Here is an 18,046-nt window from a genome sequence, read left to right on the forward strand (position 1 = left end):
TAACCAAATCGTATGAAAATGAAACAAAAAAGAAAAAACAAAAGTATCTGGACATTAACCTTAGGAATAAGTCTCGTATTAATGGCGTTCATTGCTTGTAGCAGTGATGATGGAGATACTACAGAAACAGAAACAGGAGGAGAGGTTTCGGGAGAATTACACGCTGCTTTTGCCGAATTTGATACTAATGAAACAGATATTTATCTCGAAGGGTCCAATGTTGTTATTGAGACTACTGGAAATCCAAATCATACCACTCCGTATTGGGGAGTAGGCAATGCGTTATATGTTGCACCTACAATAGCTACTAATATGACACCAAGTCTAATTCCCGGTTATGATGGAGCGGCCACTTTAACCGTTTCTTCAGATCCTCAATTGGCAAGTAGCAGTACAGCGACTTCACTTGGAGCTATAGGTATTTCTGTTAGTGGAGCGGCTATTTTTAATGATCAGGAAGGAAATGGAGCGTTAGATCAAGCTGTAGTAAGCCTGGATTATTCTGGAGGACACATCGGACCAGCAGAATATCATTATCACCTAGAACCAAAAGCCTGGTCTGACGATGACGACAAGTTAATTGGAATATTATCTGATGGATTTTTTATATATGGAAGGAAATGTAATTCGACAGGAACATACCCTACAGATTTAGATGCATCTGGAGGTCATGCAAGTATTACACAACATACTGATGAAACAGAATATCATTACCATATTATTAATGAAATATACTCAACTACGGGAAGATATATTGTATTTGTTGGACCATATAAAGGAACTCCAAATGCAATTAACTAAACTATTTTGTATTATCCCTTTGTTAATCATTATCAATTGTAAAAAGGTTGTTGTTGAAAATCAAAATAACGCTACCCCCGAAAAAAAAGATATTGAGAATACAGAAGCAGCAAAAGATCTTTTAATTCTTAACGCTACTGAAGGGAAATGGTATTATAAGAATCAACCTTTTTCTGGATATGCAGTGAATTATCATCCAAATAATGTACTAGCCGAGAAGATGGGATATTATAATGGAAAAAAAGAAGGAATAGCTCAGAAATGGTTTTCTGATGGTACGCTCAGAAAACAATCTTATTATACTAGAAATCATCTTGATGGTGTCGTAAAAATTTGGTGGGCTAATGGTGTTTTGGCTGCAGAATCTAATTATGAGAATGGGGTAAAACATGGAATACAACAAAAATGGTATTCTAATGGACAACTATCCAAACAAAAGCATATTAATCAAGGAAAAGAAGAAGGTATGCAAAGAGCTTGGTTAGAAAATGGTAAGATATATGTTAATTACGAGGCTAAGAACGGACGTGTTTTTGGTTTAAGACGTTCAAATTTATGTTATGCATTGGAAAAAGAAACTGTACAATATCAATAAACACATATATTATTCATTATTGATATCAATACTATTGATAACAAGTTGTAAAGATATTGGAAGAAATCAAGAGACTAGCAGAGTAGAATCGCTTCCATATTATAATGAAGCGTCATTTACTCCAAATTGGCTGATACCAAATACCGAAGATGAAAAAACATTTCATATTATTCCTGATTTTACTTTAATTAATCAAAAAGGAGATACAATTACTCAAAGAACTTTTGCCAATAAAATATATATAGCAGATTTCTTTTTTACTTCATGTCCTGGAATTTGTCCAAAAATGACTGCGAATATGACAATGTTGCAAGAGGAGTTTATAAACGATAGCGATATATTGTTATTATCACATTCGGTTACTCCAGAGTATGATTCGGTGCCTGTTTTACAAAAATATGCTAAAGCAAAAGGAATTCTAGAACATAAATGGCACCTGGTAACAGGAGATAGAAAACAGATATATGATTTAGGTAGAAACTATTATTTTGTTGAAGAAGATTTGGGAGTCGAAAAGGATGAAGATGATTTTTTACACACAGAAAACTTCGTACTTATTGATAATAACAAACATATTAGAGGAATTTATAATGGTCTAAATAAAGCTTCAATAGCACAATTGATTATAGATGTTAAGGCTTTAAAATCAGAACTTTAATTCTTTAGAGAAATTTAAGAATGATTTAGTAATAAAAGGATTAAATTACATGTTATATAAAAACCGTCAGAAGCCTAAATGACGTAAAAACGTTTAGGTTATTATTATTCTTAAATCCTAAATATTATGAAAAAATCAATTCTGAAGATCGATGGAGTTCAAAAACTCACCAAGACTTCTCAAAAACAAATTAATGGAGGAATGTTATCAGATTGCGTTTCTGGATGTTATCGTTTTTACTTATCTGATGTTAATGGCGATTTCTGCGCTGTTCCGAGTCCATCAGGTGCTGTTTGTTTTGGTACAATTCAAAATAACCAATGCTGTATATAAAATATAGTATTGATACTTTAATTTATTCACATACAATTTAGAAGGCGGACTACAAAAGGTAGTCCGTTTTTAATTTTCATTTCTGTGTTTTAATTGATTTAATGTTCTGTTCAAACTTCTTAAGGTAACGCCCAGATAATTAGCAATATCACTTTTTGAAATTACCTCGGTAAGTTTAGGAAAAAGCTGTTGAAGCCTTAGAATATTGTCTTCAATAGGGTAAGATTGTTGATAAGAATGTCTGGGAGCTTTATAACTTATTTTTGCAGCCATTGCCTTGATAACAAGTCTGTTAAATTTCTTATCGTTTTCTAATAGCGTATTAAAATCTATATATGAAATTTTATATACCACTAGTTCTGTTATAGCTTCTATACAACAAAAACTAGGATTACCACTAAATACTTCAATTTCACCAAACTCCATTCCTTCTCCCAAAAATTCCTGAATAAAATCTTTTCCATTTTCATCAGATAAATAACATTTTGTAATACCTTTCTTAATGATATATACCCAATTATATCTCTTATTTTGTTCGATGACACGTTGTTTTGGATTGTGTTTTTCTTCGGTTATACCATTGTTTTTCTTATTATAAAGTTCATTAATATAAGTTAATAATTCTGGATTTGTACGTATCATTTTTGTGTTGGGACAAATGTCCTTTTATAAAAGTTCAAGAAACCATTTCTTTGAAAACTATAAAATTATACAATTAAAAAAAATAAGAGGATGCTATCAGAAAGATTATCCAAACAAATAGAATTTATTAAGGAAATAGATAAAATTAAATACATCCAAAGAAAAACTAAATTGTTTGATAGTGATAGACCAGAGAATGATGCAGAACATAGCTGGCATCTAGCGATGATGACCTTAGTTTTGGTAGAACATTCCAATGAATCTATTGATTTGATTAAAGTCTTAAAAATGGTATTAATACATGATATTGTAGAAATTGACACTGGTGACGTTTTTCTTCATGATCCTGTAAAAAACCACATCAATACCGATGAAGAACTAATAGCGGCAAAAAGAATTTTTGGCTTATTACCTGAAGAACAAGCTAAAGAATTTATAGATATTTGGTTAGAATTTGAAGAAGGTAAAACTAAAGAATCAAAATTTGCCAAAGCAATCGATAGATTCGAACCAATACTTCAAAACAGTTCGAATAATGGAGGTACTTGGAATGAATATAATATTGATTATGAAAAAGTAGAAAACAAAACAAAATCTATTCAATATGGTTCTTTTAATTTATGGAATTATGCTAAAGAACTAATTCATTCTTATTATAAAAAGAGATAGGAATGAAGGATAAAAAAGGCTCTATATACACCATCAATTTTGCTTTAATTTCTTTAAGTTCTTTATTGTTTTCAGCAAGTTATAATATGCTTATACCAGAATTGCCTGCATATTTAAGTAGCATTAATGGAGCTGAGTACAAAGGATTAATCATTTCTTTATTTACACTTACTGCAGGTTTATCTAGACCATTTAGCGGAAAATTAACAGATACGATAGGAAGGAAACCAGTAATTGTAATTGGAGCAATGGTATGTTTGGTATCTGGATTTTTATACCCTATACTCACTACGGTGTCGGGGTTTTTATTCTTACGTTTATTGCATGGTTTTTCTACAGGTTTTAGTCCAACAGCAATATCTGCATATGTGTCAGATATTATTCCTAGAGAACGTTGGGGCGAAGCACTAGGTATACAAGGATTATGTTTTAGTACAGGTTTGGCTTTGGGGCCAGCATTAGGTAGTTTTATTAGATTACACTACTCATTTGATATATTATTTTATACTTCTTCATGTATTGCATTAATATCTATTATTATGGTGGTAGGTATTAAAGAAACCCTTGTTCATAAAAAAACATTTTCTTTTTCTGATCTCAGAATTTCAAAGAACGATATTATAGCAAGAGAGGTTTTACCTTCTGCACTAATCACTTTTTTGACATATATCGGTTTTGGAGTAATCTTAACTTTGATTCCTGATTGGAGTGATCATTTGGGAATTATAAATAAGGGAACTTTTTTTATTGTTTTTACAGCTTCTTCTTTGCTAATCAGAGTTATTGCAGGAAAAATATCCGATGCTTATGGAAGAATTCCAGTTATCAATATAGGTCTTGTTATATTGTTTATAGCATTAATACTAATTGGTTATCTTAATACGATTAAAGGGTTGTTAACCGGAGCGGTTTTTTATGGATTAGCTATGGGAATATTATCTCCAGCGCTAAACGCATGGACCGTAGATATGAGTGATCCAAACCATAAAGGTAAGGCTATGGCTACAATGTATATTGCTCTCGAAGCTGGTATAGGTTTAGGAGCTTTTTTTTCTGGGGTATATTATCAGGATATAATTTCTAAGATACCTCTAATCATGTACATTTGTGCAGCAATGGCAGCTGTAGGGTTGCTATATATGTTATTTAGAAAGAAATCATGAAGTTTATTAAATTTGTTTAATAATTGCTACTATGATTCATTTTCTAAGTGTATAATCATTTTTTTTAATAATAAAGATAAAGTGTCTTTTTCTGAAGCATCAAAAATATGAACAGCTTCATTTGCTTCTTCAAATCTCGTTTCTATGGCTTTATCAATTGTTTTTATTCCTTTTTTTGTTAAACCAGCCAGTTTGACACGTCCATCCTTTTGATCAGGAGAACGATAAATCAAATGTAATCGTACCAATCTATCAAGTAAGGCTGTCATAGCACCAGAGGTAATTAAAACAGATTGCATGAGTTGAGTTGGAGTAAGTTCAAATGGTTTGCCCGAGCGTCTTAATGTCGCCAATACATCTAAATCAGTATAATGAATATCACTGCTCCGTAAAGCCTTACTAGCTCTTTTTTCTAATGTCTTCCCCAATTTTAAAACTCTACCGACAATTAACATTGCAGAAGCATCAAGATCTGGCCTTTCTTGCTTCCAATCGGTAATTAAAGTATCAATAATATCCTGATGATTATCGTTCATTTTGGTGTAAATCTCAATTTTGAATGTTGAAACTACAAAAAAATACCTTCATATAAAGATAAATATTGTATAATTGTATGATTTATCTTTATGTCAAGATAAATTTTGAACATCAATTAAAAAATCAATGTATGAATATATTCAAATCCAATCTTAAGTATCTGTTTGTTCTCATCACTTTATTAGTGAAAGTTTTCACCGTACAAGGATGTGTACAGTCTTCTGTCAATAAAAAAACAAAAGATAAAAATCAAACCGATACTATACCCACAAAAGCAATAGAGGATAATAAAAATCTAATTAGGACAATGGCAAAGGTATTTTTGGATTCTAAAAATAGCCCACCAGGGATTTCAATTGCCGTTAGTATGAATGATACTATTGTATTTGCAGAAGGTTTTGGATACTCAAATACTCAATCAAAAGACCTCGTGGATAGCTCTACAAAATTTCGTGCGGCTTCAGTTTCAAAATTAATTACAGCTACGGCTATTGCTACACTGCTTCAGGAAAATAAGATAGATCTCGACCAAGCTGTACAAAGCTATGTACCTGCATTCCCAGAAAAATCACATACAATTACTTCAAGAGATATTGCAGCTCATATATCTGGTATTGCGCATTACTCTGATGAAGATCGTTTTAAAAAAGACTTTTATAATTCAATTGATGAATCATTAACCGTATTTGCCCATAAAAAACTCCTTTTTGAGCCTAAGACAGATTATAAATATTCGACTCATGGTTTTACATTACTTTCTGGTGTAGTAGAAGGCATAACGGGAACACCTTTTTTAGAATATATAGATAATGAAATATTTAAACCTTTAAAAATGACTTCTACAGGACCAGATTTGGGAAGTGATAAAGTAACCAACATGACAAAACTATATACGATGGACCGATCTGGTAATGTTTCGATGGTAGAAAATCCAGATGACTCAAGTTACAAGTGGGGAGGAGGAGGAATGATATCAACGCCTTCTGATCTGGTACGCATGGGAGATATTTATTACAATGGTTTTTTAAAACCTGAAATTGTAAAAGAAATGTTTAAAACTCAGAAACTAAAATCTGGAGAAGATACCGGAGTAGGTATTGCCTGGCGTAGAAACTGGGACCCACAAGGCAGAGAGGTCTTTGAGCATGCAGGTTGGATGCAAGGAGCAAGGAGTATACTTAGTGTTTTTCCAGAACAAAAACTCTCGATTGCAATTATGTGTAATACGCAAAGACCTTATGAAATAGAAGAGATGTCTCATATTTTTGCATTGCCATATATGATGAATAGCTCTCCTAAAAAACAGCCAAGAGGTAATGCAGACGTTCTTTTTAGTACGGTAAATGATGAAGATAAGGTGACTAAGAAAGGGAAACTTTACTTGGATGGTATAAATGACAGACTTGTTTTAGAAGGTGAAGATGGTAAAACAAACACATTTAATATGATTTATTTACAAAGAGAGAATTTATATGGAATGGTAACACCTTATGGAATATTATTTACATCAATAAATTTAAGCGATAACCATTTGGTAGGTAAATCAATAAAATATGCTAGAAGTCCACAGAAATCACCATCAACTTTTGAAAATCCGTTTATTATTTTTGAAGGAGATTTTGTGAACGAATAAACCTGTATGATATGAATTGGTATGAAATAGAAAACATAGATGAAGTTGATTCTCCATCAATTGCTTTATATAAAGATCGTTTACTATACAATATAGATAAAATGATTGGTATGGTAAAAGGTGATATGTGGCGATTAATGCCACATGTTAAGACTAATAAAATGCCCGAGGTAATTAAAAAAATGATATCTTCTGGTATTAAAAATTTCAAGGCTTCAACGATATCAGAAGCAGAAATAGCTGCGGTAGCAGGAGCTGATTCTGTTTTAGTAGCACATCAGTTGGTTGGTCCAAAAATAGATCGTTTTCTTTCACTTATAACAACATTTCCCCAAACTAATTTTTTAACTATAATTGATAATATAGGTTCTACAAAATTACTACAGCAAAAAGCTTCTACTAAGAATTTGAGAATAGATTTTTTTATTGATATTAATAATGGAATGAATCGTTCTGGAATTGAATTGGGTAAAGATTTAGATGAGCTTATAGAAAGCATTCCTGCTTATGAACATCTTCAATTTAAAGGTTTACATGTTTATGATGGTCATCTTAGGGATAATGACTCTCAACTTAGAAAAGATAAAATAGAAGAAGGGTTAAAAGAAATAAATATCTTGTTTGATATACTAAAAAAGAATACTACTGATATACGTTTAATTTGCGGAGGAACCCCATCATTTACCACCCATCTGTTACAAAAAGATCGTCTCTGTAGTCCGGGAACTTGTCTGCTTTGGGATTGGGGATATAGTGAGAAATTAGTAGAACAGGAGTTTAAATATGCAGCCGTATTAGTGAGTAGAGTGATTTCAAAACCCAAAAAGAATATTATTACTCTTGATCTTGGACATAAATCTTTAGCTGCTGAAAATCCAATTCATCACAGAGTAAAGTTCCTAAATCTAAAAAATTATGAATTGCTCTCGCAAAGTGAAGAACATGGAGTGGTGAAGGTAGACAACTGGGATAGCATAGCAGTAGGGGATGTGGTATACGGAATTCCGTATCATATATGTCCGACCATTAACCTTCATGATGATGTTTCTGTTGTTGTAAATAATAGAAAAATAACACAGTGGGATATTATAGCAAGGAAAAGGAAAATTTCAGTATAATTATAAAATCCATCAGAAATTCCCTTTAAAGATTTTATGATTAATCATAAAATCTATCCATAAAAGAATACTTACGGTTATTATACAAATAAACAGTATTGATATATTTTTTGGAGAATTGTTTATTAAGTCTGATATGAAATATAAATCATTTGTTTTTGTATGAATAGTACTAGAAGTTTCTCCTTTCACTAGGAAGGATAGTATAATTAACACCATTATTACAACAGCAAAAATCATCCCAGAACTTTTTTTAATAATAGGCCTTAATTTTATTTTAGACTGAGATAAGTTAATATTTAATAAAACTGAATTTGTAAATTCTTCCTTGAGATCAGTTTTTTTCATCTCCTCTCTAACACTAACAAATAAGTTGTCAGAACGTAATTTACTTTCAATATCCATTGATAATTGTTCCATTACAGCATCTGTGAATTCCATACTTGGAGAATCAAGATCAACTTTCTTTATTAATTTGATTATTTTATTTTCCATATTACTTTGATGCTACAATCGTTATCAGTTGTTTTTTTATTTTTTTACGAGCCCTGTATAACTTCACCTTTATATTAGATACTGAAAGACCTGTTATTTCTTGAATTTCTGTAATCGAATTTTCATTGATGTAAAATAGTGTTACTAAAAGAGAATCTAATTTAGGTAAACTATCTATTGCCTTTTTTATATGTATTATTTGTGCTTCTTGATTTAATTCTTTTTCAAAGGGGTTTTCATTGTCAATACTACGATTCTGGGTAATGTCTTCGTCGATTTGCTCTGTTGAAATTCTATTCTTTCTTAAGTTGTAGACTGCAGTTCGGTAAACAATAGTATATAACCAAGTAGAAAATTTTGAATCTTTTTTAAAAGAATGTATTTTCTGAAAAGCCTTGATAAAACTTTCTTGTGCAGTATCCTCAGCATCTTCTACATTCCTCATTATTTTTAAAGCAACAGTATATGCCATTCTTTGATATTTGTTTACAAGAAAAGCATAAGCTTCATGGTCTCCTTGTAGAATTCTATCAATATATAAATGGTCCTCTGTTTGTGTCATCCTATTATGAGATGCACGTTTTTTTTAAAGGTTACAGTTTTAAGATTATTTGTCTTTAACTACTATTATTTTTTTTAAAAGTGTAACCAAATATAATTTTGAGCATCATACGAGTGAACCTTCAAAATTGAATATGATGGATGAAATATTTAGGGATTTTTTAGTAACATTTATAATTGTCGCAGCAATATTCGGAATTGTTTATGTGTATTTTCTTACACGACATAGGGAACGTATGAAAATGATGGAGCAAGGAATTGATTTATCAGAAATTATATCTGCCAAAAAAGGATGGATTGCTTTAAAATATGGCATGTTTGGTATTGGATTAGCAATTGGTTTTCTTGTTGGAAACGTTTTGTACGAATATTTTGATATGAATGATATCATATCTTTTTCATCAATGAGCTTCTTATTCGGAGGTATCAGTCTAGTTGGTTATTTCTTAATAGAAACGAAATACAGAAAATAAATCATAATTACTTATTTAAATCAATTTATCATGAAAAAACAAACTTTTTCAATAGGAAAACCTATGCTTTTATGTAACCAAAACTTGTGCTTATCCAAGTTCAAATTAACACTTCTTTTTGTAGTTATATTTTTACCGCTACAGCATATAAAATCACAAGTAACTCAGTCATCTCAACTTTTTCAAACCATTAAAAAAATGGACAGGCTTTTATTTGAAAATGGATTCAATCAGTGTAAGTTATCTACTATAGAATCATTTATCAGTAAAGATCTCGAGTTTTATCATGATCAAAGCGGAGTTAGTAAAACAAGAGCACAGTTCATAACAGAAATGAAAAAGAATATTTGTTTGGATACCAAAAATAAATTCCTTCGAAAATTAGTTGATAATAGCTTGGAAGTATATCCTTTATATGAAAATGGTACTTTGTATGGTGCGATACAAAATGGGTATCATGAATTCTATACTATACTATCAAATAAAACTCCTCAAAAAACAGGAATAGCAAAATTTTCTCATGTATGGATCAAAGAAAATAATAATTGGGTCCTAAAAAGAGTACTTAGTTATAACCATAAAGAAGTAAAACTACCTGTAAAGAAATCATTGATATTATCTGATAAAGAACTTGATTTATTTGTAGGACAATACAAGGCACCTAATACGGGTAATATTAGTATTATTAAAAAAGAAATGGGATTAGAAATAAAAGCAGGGGAAATGGTTCTAGTTGTTTTTCCAGAAACGAAGACATTGTTTTTTAATAAACAAGCTCCGCTTAGTTTTGAATTCATTAAGAATACAAATGGAAATACTATAAAAATGCTTATTCGAGAACATGGAAACATTGTTGAAGAAGCAAAAAAGATATAACTATTAGAAAATTAAAGCACTCAATTTATTAATAAATTGAGTGCTTATAAGAATTATTAATTGTTTAGTGGTATTCAAAAATTAATCTCGAATAGTTAACCCAGAATTATCAAATGTTCCACCAGAGCTGGTAGATTTTACTCTTTGATTGTCTGTTATTCCTTTAATTTTAAGGTCTGCATTGTTTTTCATTGAGATTTCTAAATGTTTAAGATCAACTGATATAGCTGTACTGCTGGCTTGAGTAACCGTAATCTTAAGAACATCTCCTTTAATAGTATTTAATGCAGTTAACTCAGCAGCATCTTTCACTTTTATGTCAACTATTTTTTTATAGGTTACTGTGATTTTTATAGACTCTCCACTAATACTTCGTGGAGTATCTATAAATAATGTTTCGTTATCCACAAAAACTTTAATTTTTTTGATAGCGACACCACTAACTTTCATATCGACCTTATTCTTTGTTCCTTGTTTAATATATACCTGTGCTAAGCCAGATATATCTAAAGCTTTAAAATCGGTTAGATTAATCTCTTTTTTTTGATTATTAGTGTCTTGTCCAAACAATATTGTGGTTTTGGATACCAGTATTGCGATAATACATAGTTTAATTACGATTGAAAATTTCATTGTTTTTATCATTTTGATTATTAATTTCTATTACTTCTTTTTGCATTTCTATTTTGAGCATTTCCAAACTTATATGAAAAACTCAATGTCCATCGAGCCGCATTTCTATTGAGGACACGATTTACAGTAAAATCATTTCCTGATATGGTTTCACGAGTTTTTCTGGTATTAAAAGCATTACTTACATTTAATACAACAGAAGCTCTTTTATTAAAAAGTGATTTACTAAGTCCAAGATTTAAGTAGGATATGGATTTGGTTTTGGTTTGAGCATTATTGCGTTGTCCTTCATGTAAAAACCTACCTTGCAATCTAAAACCTTCTGGTAATGTGGCTCTAACATCAAGACTGGAGAACCAGGTGTCGTCAGAAAAGTCAAAACTACGAGATGCTGCCATTCCTTTTTCTTCAAAAGCAAAATAGTTGAATTCCCCATTCATTTTAAGCCTTTTAAAAGGAGAATATGAGGCTACAAACTCAAAACCATATCTTGTTTCAGAATCCAGGTTAAACAGTGTAGATACAAATATGCTTTCCTCATTTTGTACGGTTAATCTTTGTATTGTATTTTCACTATTAGAAAAATAAATAGAAGGGTTAATAGAGAAGCCTTTTCCTGTTTTAAGGAATGATAGTTCAATTCCATCGGTAAATACAGGACGTAAATCTGGGTTCCCTTGTGATTGTCTATTAAAATCTATGAGTTCAAAAAATGGATTAAGCTGCCACAATCTTGGTCGGTTAATTCGTTTACTATAGTTAAGCTGTAATGTATTTTCTTCATTAAAAGCATACTTAAGATTGACCGAAGGAAAGAATCGATTATAATCATAGGTTTGACTAAATGCACTGTTTTCATCTTCTATATTTACACGAGTATATTCCATTCTAACTCCTCCTAAGTAACTTAATTTACCAGATGTGTTACCAAATTGGGCATAGGTGCCAAATATTTGCTCGTCATAGTCTATGCTGTTATCTAAGGGATCAATACTCACAAAATTTGTATCGATCAATTCTTCTGCAAAAAAGGAATTTGATACTGTACGGGTTTCATATTTAACACCAGTTTCGAACTGTTTCTTTTCCTTAATGGGATTTATAAAATCTATCTGCGCAGCAAAATCATTATTATCATTGGTTGTAGTAGTTCTTTGGTCTAATATTGATGTGATCTCAGGTAAGATTTTATCAATATCAATTTTCCATCGTTTAGTGCTTTCCCAAAAATCGTATTGAATATCAAAAGTTAGTTTTTGCCTCTCTTTGGCAAAGGTTTTTGTATAATTAAATTCAAATTGATTGTAATTACGTTTTTCGCGAGAATTCCCAATGGTAACAAGTGTACTATCTCTTAAATTCTCAGTAAAATAATCATAAACATAATCAGTTTTGTCAGTGTCTTTGGTTTCATTCCTGTAAAAAGCTATTGTAAAAGTATTTTTATCATTTAGATAGTAGTCAGCTCCGAGATATATCAAGCGCCCATCATCATGACGATCTTCATTCTGACGTTGATTAAGTATATTGGTGATCCCATTATTTTGAGTTTCCTGATTACGAGTATACAGGCCTTCATAATCTGTATAACGAATACCAAGATTTGCGAAAACATTAAATTTATTGGCCTTATAATTAAGACTACCAATAGCTCTATAGTCATCTGGAGTTCCAGATACTAATCTTACTTGTCCGTTTATTCCATTGGCTTTGTTTTTTTTCAAAACAATATTGATTATACCTGCTGCACCAGCAGCATCATATCTGGCTGAAGGATTGGTGATCACTTCAACACGATCAATAGTATCAGCTGGTAATTGCTCTAATGCTTGCGCTTCGGTGAGACCGCTTCGTCTACCATTAATTAAAATATTAACATTACTATTTCCACGTAAACTTATTCCTCCCGATGGACTAACCGTAACAGAAGGTATGTTGTCCAACACATCTGTTGCTGCTCCAGCTTGAGAAATCAAATCTTTACTTACATTGAATACTTTCTTATCCAAACGAAGGGAAACCTGAGCTTGCTCACCAGTAATAACTACTTCTTCTAATTGAGTAGGATCTTCATTCATTTGGATTATTCCCAAATCCAGACGTTTTTGGGTGGTATCAGTAATAGAAAGAGGTATGGAATATTTGGAGAATCCTGTATATTGAACTTCTAAGGTAAATACTCCGTTTTTTATATCTGTAATTTTAAAAACTCCATTTTCGGTAGTAATTACACCTTCTACAATGGTGTTTTGTGCATCCTTTATGATAACCGAAGCAAAGGGGAGGGGTGTTTCCCCTTTTGATTCTACAACCTTACCCTCTACATTCTTTTGGGCAAATACTACAAATGAATAGCATAGGAATACAATAGATAATAATAGTGTTTTGTTTTTCATATTGTCATATAATTTTATGATGCATCATGGCATCTGATTGATTGATGTCCGACAAAAATCAATAAGTATTGCAGAATGACGTAGAATAATATTGTGAACTGCTATATACATTTGTGAAAAACAAATGAGAACCACTTATTTCATTTAATTTTAACCTATAGTTTAAAAGGTTATTTATGTATAAAAAGTTGAGCTTTCTAATTCTTCTAATAGTACTGGCTTCTTGCGATCCCCCTGGAGATTATGCCATAAAGATAAAAGAAGATAAATCCAGTGGTAAATCATTCTGGAGCACTCCAGATTTTGCATTTGCAGAATGGGAAATAGAGGGGAATAATATGAGAGATTCTATTTTTTGGGCTAAGACTGAAATTATACTAAAAGATAATATTCTAGATAAAAAACCACTTGGGATTGCAGTAAATAGCTTTGGTGCTTATGAAATGTATTGGGATGATGTATTACTAGGAACGAATGGAACTCCAGGGCAAGAATTATTAACAGGAAAAGTGGGGGAAACAGATCGATATTTTTATATCCCTAATGAATTAGCTACAGTAGGAAAGCACCATCTTACAATGCGAATATCTCAATATTATTTCCCTGGTTATGATCGATATATAGGGATTTATTTTGGTAATCATGAACAAATTATAAGAAACCCTTTAGAACTTACGGCTCTGATACATATTCTTGCGGGAGCTTTTTTAATAACTTTTTTATACTATTTATTACTTTTTATAAATGATAGAAAAAATATCCCGGCACTATTATTTAGTATAAGTTGTTTACTGTTTTTTATGTTGATCATCATGGAATATCTCAAGTTTTATGTTCCTATACATTATTCTAATTTCTTGGTTCGATTAGAAACTATTGGTGTTTTAACATTATTGATATCGTTTCTAATTCCGTTTTATTTTTCTATACAATTTTCAATTCCATGGCGCAAGTTGGTTTTTGTACTATATGGGGGATTATTATTATTTATATTTATAAAATTTAGAGGATCTTATGACTTTACAGCACGTAGTTTAGCACAATCTATGTGGCTTATCTCTATTGTTATGGTTTCTATTGCTGCATTTTATAGAAATAAAGGGGCCGTAATTGTTTTAATTGGATTAATTGCCAGTGCTCTGGTGGATTACTTTTTATATTATGATGTAAGTTTATTTTTAAGTTTTACCATCATTCTTTTATGCATGTTATATATGCTTTCTGCGAAAATGAAAGAAGAAAAATTCGTATATGAGCAATCTTTGATACGATCAGAACGATTAAAAAATGAATTGTTAAAAAAGAAAATTCAACCTCATTTTTTAATGAATACACTTACTTCGCTTATGGATTGGGTCGAAGAATCACCTAAAAAAAGTGTACAATTTATAGAAGCACTGGCAGAAGAATTTAATATGCTTAATCAAATTGAAGATCAGACACTTATTCCCATTACACAAGAAATTGCACTATGTAAAAGTTTATTGAAAATAATGTCTTACCGTAAGGAAACAAAATACATTTGGAATGATTTTAATATTGATGTTACCAAAAAAATTCCACCAGCAGTGATACATACACTTGTCGAAAATGGTATAACACATTGTTCTCCTTCTTCTAAAGGAGCCATTGTTTTTGAACTTATGTATTATGAAGAGGAGAGGTTTAATGGTTACGAACTTATTACCATAGGAACAATAAGGAAACCCAACAAACCAGTAGCAGAAAGAACAGGCACAAAGTATATAAAATCAAGGCTTCAAGAAAGCTATAGAGATCAGTGGCAATTCATATCTGAGGCTACTGAAAAAGGATGGAAAAATGAAATACGAATATATCGTTAAACTAGATTATGCAGATATTAATAATTGAAGACGAATTACGAATCGCAAAGCGATTAAAAAGAATGATTCAGACTTTTTTCAGGAGTCTTCTTTGTGAGGTACATCATGTGGATACACTAGATGAAGGTTTACAGTTTATTGCTGATCATAAAATTGATCTTTTGTGTCTGGATTTAAATCTTAATGGTGAAAACGGTTTTGAGATGCTTAAGCAAGCCGTTGCAGGTTCATTTCAAACTATAATTATTTCTGCATATCGAGAAAGAGCTATTGAAGCGTTTGAATATGGAGTTCTGGATTTTGTTCCAAAACCATTTACTCAGGAACGAATAGATCAGGCATTTCACAGAATTATAAATGAGAAAAGTGCACATTTATCTACCCGATATCTTGCCATAAAAAGAAAAGGAGGGATATATCTTATCAAAACTGAAGACGTTTTATATATTAAAGGAGCTGATGTTTATGCAGAGTTAGTATTGAAAAATGGGATTACAGCATTACACAATAAAACTCTAGAGTCTCTGGTGCAAATTTTGTCAAGTGATTTCGAAAGAATTCATAAATCTTATATTGTCAATATGACTGAAGTAAAAGGTATCAGTATTGAACCTGGAAGTAAATACTCCTTAGAATTAAATAGTGGCGAGTTTTTACCAATTGGGAGAACAAAGTATAAAGAAATTAAATCCAAATGGTTTGAATAGTTCTATAAATTATACCCTAGAAATGCGTTAAAATACCCAAAGAAGTAGAGTAGAAGAGATAAACATGACTACCCTTTCTCCTCTGTGGTATTGAAGAGAAAGGGATGTTTTTTTATTAATTTGATACAGGTTTATCTACCGTAATACGTTTATCTCGATTGGCAAGTTCCCATGCTGTATAAAATACCAATCGTGCGCGATTTTCTAGTAAATCATATTGAATTTTATCAGGAGTGTCACTTGGCTGATGGTAATCATCGTGTGTCCCATTAAAATAAAAAATAACCGGAATATTGTTTTTTGCAAAATTGTAATGATCAGAGCGATAATAAAATCGATTAGGATCATTATCGTCGTTATACGTATAATCGAGTTCAATATTCATATACTTTGTATTCATTTCTTCTGAAATTGTGTGCAATTCTGTACTTAATTTATCACTTCCGATAAGGTATACATAATTGCGATTTTCGCTTTTGCGTTTTGGATCTATTCGTCCGATCATATCAATATTAAGATCGGCTACCGTGTTTTCTAAAGGGAATATTGGATCAACATCTGTATAATGACGAGAACCTAAAAGACCTTTTTCTTCACCGGTTACATTTAAAAACAATATAGATCTTTTAGGTCCATTACCATCTTTTACAGCCTTTGCAAAAGCCTCAGCGATTTCAATGACGGCTACTGTACCAGAACCATCATCATCAGCTCCATTGTATACTTTTCCATCTTTAATTCCTTCATGATCAAGATGCGCAGAAATTACAATGATTTCATCTGGTTTTTCAGAACCTTTTATAAATGCTGCTACATTTTCTGAAGCTATTTGTGTTACATTATTTTTATAATCTAATGTCAATTTTGTTTTGACAACACTAGTTTTATCGTTTGTTGATATATCATTAACCAGACTTTTCGCCAAATTATCATTTATCAAAAAGAAATAAGTGTTTTCTGTTTTTCCAGAAAGTTGCATATTACCAGAGGCTTTTCCAAAACGAGGAGCGACCATTTGGTATATTTCTGGATAATAAAAAAGTATTGCTTTGGCTCCTTTTTCTTTAGCTATATCATGTTTTGCAGCAAATTGCTGACGCATATTGGACCATTTAGATGCCTCGGTAGTACCAGAAATAAGGTAGGTTCCGTCGGTATTTTTAGGTTCTCCTGATTTGATAAGAACAACTTTACCTTGTACATCAATATCAGAATAGCTAGATACGTTTTCATCTTCTATACCAAAACCAGCATAGATAATTTCATCTGTTGATAATTGATCTGTTTTGCTAGTAGAAACAGACACTAAATCTTCAACATAAACAAAGGACTTACCATCAATAGTTAATTGCACTCCAGGCACATCGATCAAATCCAAAGGTACATTTTGAAAGTAATTTCCATCAGTTTTTGCTGCTGGGACACCATACTTTATATAATGATCCTTTAAAAAATTAATCGCTTTTTTTTGTCCTGGTTTGCCCGTTTCTCTTCCTTCAAATTCATCTGACGCATATGTATATAAAGCAGTTTTTAGATCTTCGGCCGTTATTGTATTAGCATAGTCTTGAGAATTACTTGCCTTCTTGTTAGTACTTGAGGTTTGAGTTGTGGTAGTTTTTGTTGAATTACAAGCTATAATACAAAAGAGTAGTATTGCTATCGAAAGTATTCTTTTCATGAAATGTGTAGATAATTAATTATGTGTGTGGGGTAAAAATACGAGAAAATTAGTTTATATTTTCTGTAGGTATTGTTAATGCTCAAAAACAAAATTATTAGTGAGTCGTCCTAAAATAGGTTGACAATTTTACGATATTTAATTTAGTCCTGTGAAGCTAGCTTCACAGGATTTTTTGTTATGTATAAAATTAGGTGTTTTTAAATTAAGACTCCAATGTGGTCTTTTATT

19 protein-coding genes are annotated in these 18,046 nt (G+C 31.3%); 12 read left to right on the top strand and 7 right to left on the bottom strand.

Translation table 11 applies throughout. The annotated features are described in order from the left end of the window. Window positions 1-18: 18 nt before the first annotated feature. The 4 genes from FOF46_RS25855 to FOF46_RS25870 all read left to right on the top strand — a co-directional run bounded on the left by FOF46_RS25855 (window position 19) and on the right by FOF46_RS25870 (window position 2,387). Window positions 19-801, top strand: coding sequence for a YHYH protein (locus tag FOF46_RS25855; RefSeq protein WP_333968110.1), 783 nt, complete (start codon window positions 19-21; stop codon window positions 799-801). Then, complete coding sequence (locus tag FOF46_RS32745) at window positions 788-1,396, top strand: toxin-antitoxin system YwqK family antitoxin (protein WP_244299770.1); 609 nt, start codon at window positions 788-790, stop codon at window positions 1,394-1,396. The genes FOF46_RS25855 and FOF46_RS32745 overlap by 14 nt, the downstream gene beginning before the upstream one ends. Beyond that, complete coding sequence (locus FOF46_RS25865; protein WP_143918460.1) at window positions 1,362-2,054, top strand: SCO family protein; 693 nt, start codon at window positions 1,362-1,364, stop codon at window positions 2,052-2,054. Before FOF46_RS32745 ends, FOF46_RS25865 begins: the two co-directional genes overlap by 35 nt. A gap of 126 nt (window positions 2,055-2,180) precedes the next feature. Further along, window positions 2,181-2,387: a hypothetical protein gene (locus tag FOF46_RS25870; RefSeq protein WP_109437399.1), complete on the top strand. Its 207-nt coding sequence runs from the start codon at window positions 2,181-2,183 to the stop codon at window positions 2,385-2,387. A gap of 69 nt (window positions 2,388-2,456) precedes the next feature. Here FOF46_RS25870 and FOF46_RS25875 read toward each other — a convergent pair whose 3' ends face one another. Then, a complete protein-coding gene (locus FOF46_RS25875) occupies window positions 2,457-3,029 on the bottom strand; it encodes a Crp/Fnr family transcriptional regulator (RefSeq protein ID WP_109437398.1) in 573 nt (190 codons plus the stop codon). Window positions 3,030-3,119: 90 nt separating this feature from the next. Here FOF46_RS25875 and FOF46_RS25880 point away from each other — a divergent pair, with 90 nt between their 5' ends. Further along, window positions 3,120-3,698, top strand: a complete 579-nt coding sequence (locus tag FOF46_RS25880) for an HD domain-containing protein (protein ID WP_143918461.1) — start codon at window positions 3,120-3,122, stop codon at window positions 3,696-3,698. A 2-nt stretch (window positions 3,699-3,700) separates the two neighbouring features. Next, on the top strand, window positions 3,701-4,861 hold the full coding sequence (locus tag FOF46_RS25885; RefSeq protein WP_109437396.1) for an MFS transporter: 1,161 nt from the start codon (window positions 3,701-3,703) through the stop codon (window positions 4,859-4,861). Between the two features lie 29 nt (window positions 4,862-4,890). On the opposite strand, the gene FOF46_RS25890 is transcribed toward FOF46_RS25885, so the two are convergent. Next, on the bottom strand, window positions 4,891-5,397 hold the full coding sequence (locus tag FOF46_RS25890) for a MarR family winged helix-turn-helix transcriptional regulator (RefSeq protein ID WP_109437395.1): 507 nt from the start codon (window positions 5,395-5,397) through the stop codon (window positions 4,891-4,893). A gap of 131 nt (window positions 5,398-5,528) precedes the next feature. Here FOF46_RS25890 and FOF46_RS25895 point away from each other — a divergent pair, with 131 nt between their 5' ends. Continuing rightward, complete coding sequence (locus FOF46_RS25895; protein ID WP_167571950.1) at window positions 5,529-7,031, top strand: serine hydrolase domain-containing protein; 1,503 nt, start codon at window positions 5,529-5,531, stop codon at window positions 7,029-7,031. An 11-nt stretch (window positions 7,032-7,042) separates the two neighbouring features. After that, on the top strand, window positions 7,043-8,149 hold the full coding sequence (locus tag FOF46_RS25900; protein WP_143918463.1) for a D-TA family PLP-dependent enzyme: 1,107 nt from the start codon (window positions 7,043-7,045) through the stop codon (window positions 8,147-8,149). A 12-nt stretch (window positions 8,150-8,161) separates the two neighbouring features. Here FOF46_RS25900 and FOF46_RS25905 read toward each other — a convergent pair whose 3' ends face one another. Both FOF46_RS25905 and FOF46_RS25910 read right to left on the bottom strand, forming a co-directional pair. Continuing rightward, window positions 8,162-8,644, bottom strand: coding sequence for a hypothetical protein (locus FOF46_RS25905; protein ID WP_143918464.1), 483 nt, complete (start codon window positions 8,642-8,644; stop codon window positions 8,162-8,164). Window position 8,645: 1 nt separating this feature from the next. Next, a complete protein-coding gene (locus FOF46_RS25910; RefSeq protein ID WP_109437391.1) occupies window positions 8,646-9,206 on the bottom strand; it encodes an RNA polymerase sigma factor in 561 nt (186 codons plus the stop codon). Between the two features lie 136 nt (window positions 9,207-9,342). Between FOF46_RS25910 and FOF46_RS25915 the strand changes: the two genes are divergently transcribed. Together FOF46_RS25915 and FOF46_RS25920 are read left to right on the top strand one after the other, a co-directional pair. Next, window positions 9,343-9,678, top strand: a complete 336-nt coding sequence (locus FOF46_RS25915; protein WP_143918465.1) for a DUF6249 domain-containing protein — start codon at window positions 9,343-9,345, stop codon at window positions 9,676-9,678. A 30-nt stretch (window positions 9,679-9,708) separates the two neighbouring features. Beyond that, window positions 9,709-10,554 (top strand): nuclear transport factor 2 family protein, encoded by an 846-nt coding sequence (locus FOF46_RS25920; protein ID WP_143918466.1) that lies wholly within the window; start codon window positions 9,709-9,711, stop codon window positions 10,552-10,554. A gap of 81 nt (window positions 10,555-10,635) precedes the next feature. Here the strand turns inward: FOF46_RS25920 and FOF46_RS25925 are convergent, their stop codons facing one another. Continuing rightward, window positions 10,636-11,187: a GIN domain-containing protein gene (locus tag FOF46_RS25925; protein ID WP_167571951.1), complete on the bottom strand. Its 552-nt coding sequence runs from the start codon at window positions 11,185-11,187 to the stop codon at window positions 10,636-10,638. 20 nt (window positions 11,188-11,207) lie between these two features. Next, window positions 11,208-13,583, bottom strand: a complete 2,376-nt coding sequence (locus tag FOF46_RS25930; RefSeq protein WP_143918468.1) for a TonB-dependent receptor — start codon at window positions 13,581-13,583, stop codon at window positions 11,208-11,210. Window positions 13,584-13,759: 176 nt separating this feature from the next. Here FOF46_RS25930 and FOF46_RS25935 point away from each other — a divergent pair, with 176 nt between their 5' ends. Continuing rightward, complete coding sequence (locus FOF46_RS25935; protein ID WP_143918469.1) at window positions 13,760-15,427, top strand: histidine kinase; 1,668 nt, start codon at window positions 13,760-13,762, stop codon at window positions 15,425-15,427. 8 nt (window positions 15,428-15,435) lie between these two features. Continuing rightward, a complete protein-coding gene (locus FOF46_RS25940; RefSeq protein ID WP_143918470.1) occupies window positions 15,436-16,134 on the top strand; it encodes a LytR/AlgR family response regulator transcription factor in 699 nt (232 codons plus the stop codon). 115 nt (window positions 16,135-16,249) lie between these two features. Here the strand turns inward: FOF46_RS25940 and FOF46_RS25945 are convergent, their stop codons facing one another. Continuing rightward, window positions 16,250-17,815, bottom strand: a complete 1,566-nt coding sequence (locus FOF46_RS25945; RefSeq protein WP_109437385.1) for a M28 family peptidase — start codon at window positions 17,813-17,815, stop codon at window positions 16,250-16,252. Window positions 17,816-18,046: the final 231 nt, after the last annotated feature.

Source organism: Aquimarina algiphila (genome assembly GCF_007489275.1).
GTDB classification, from domain to species: Bacteria; Bacteroidota; Bacteroidia; order Flavobacteriales; family Flavobacteriaceae; genus Aquimarina; species Aquimarina algiphila.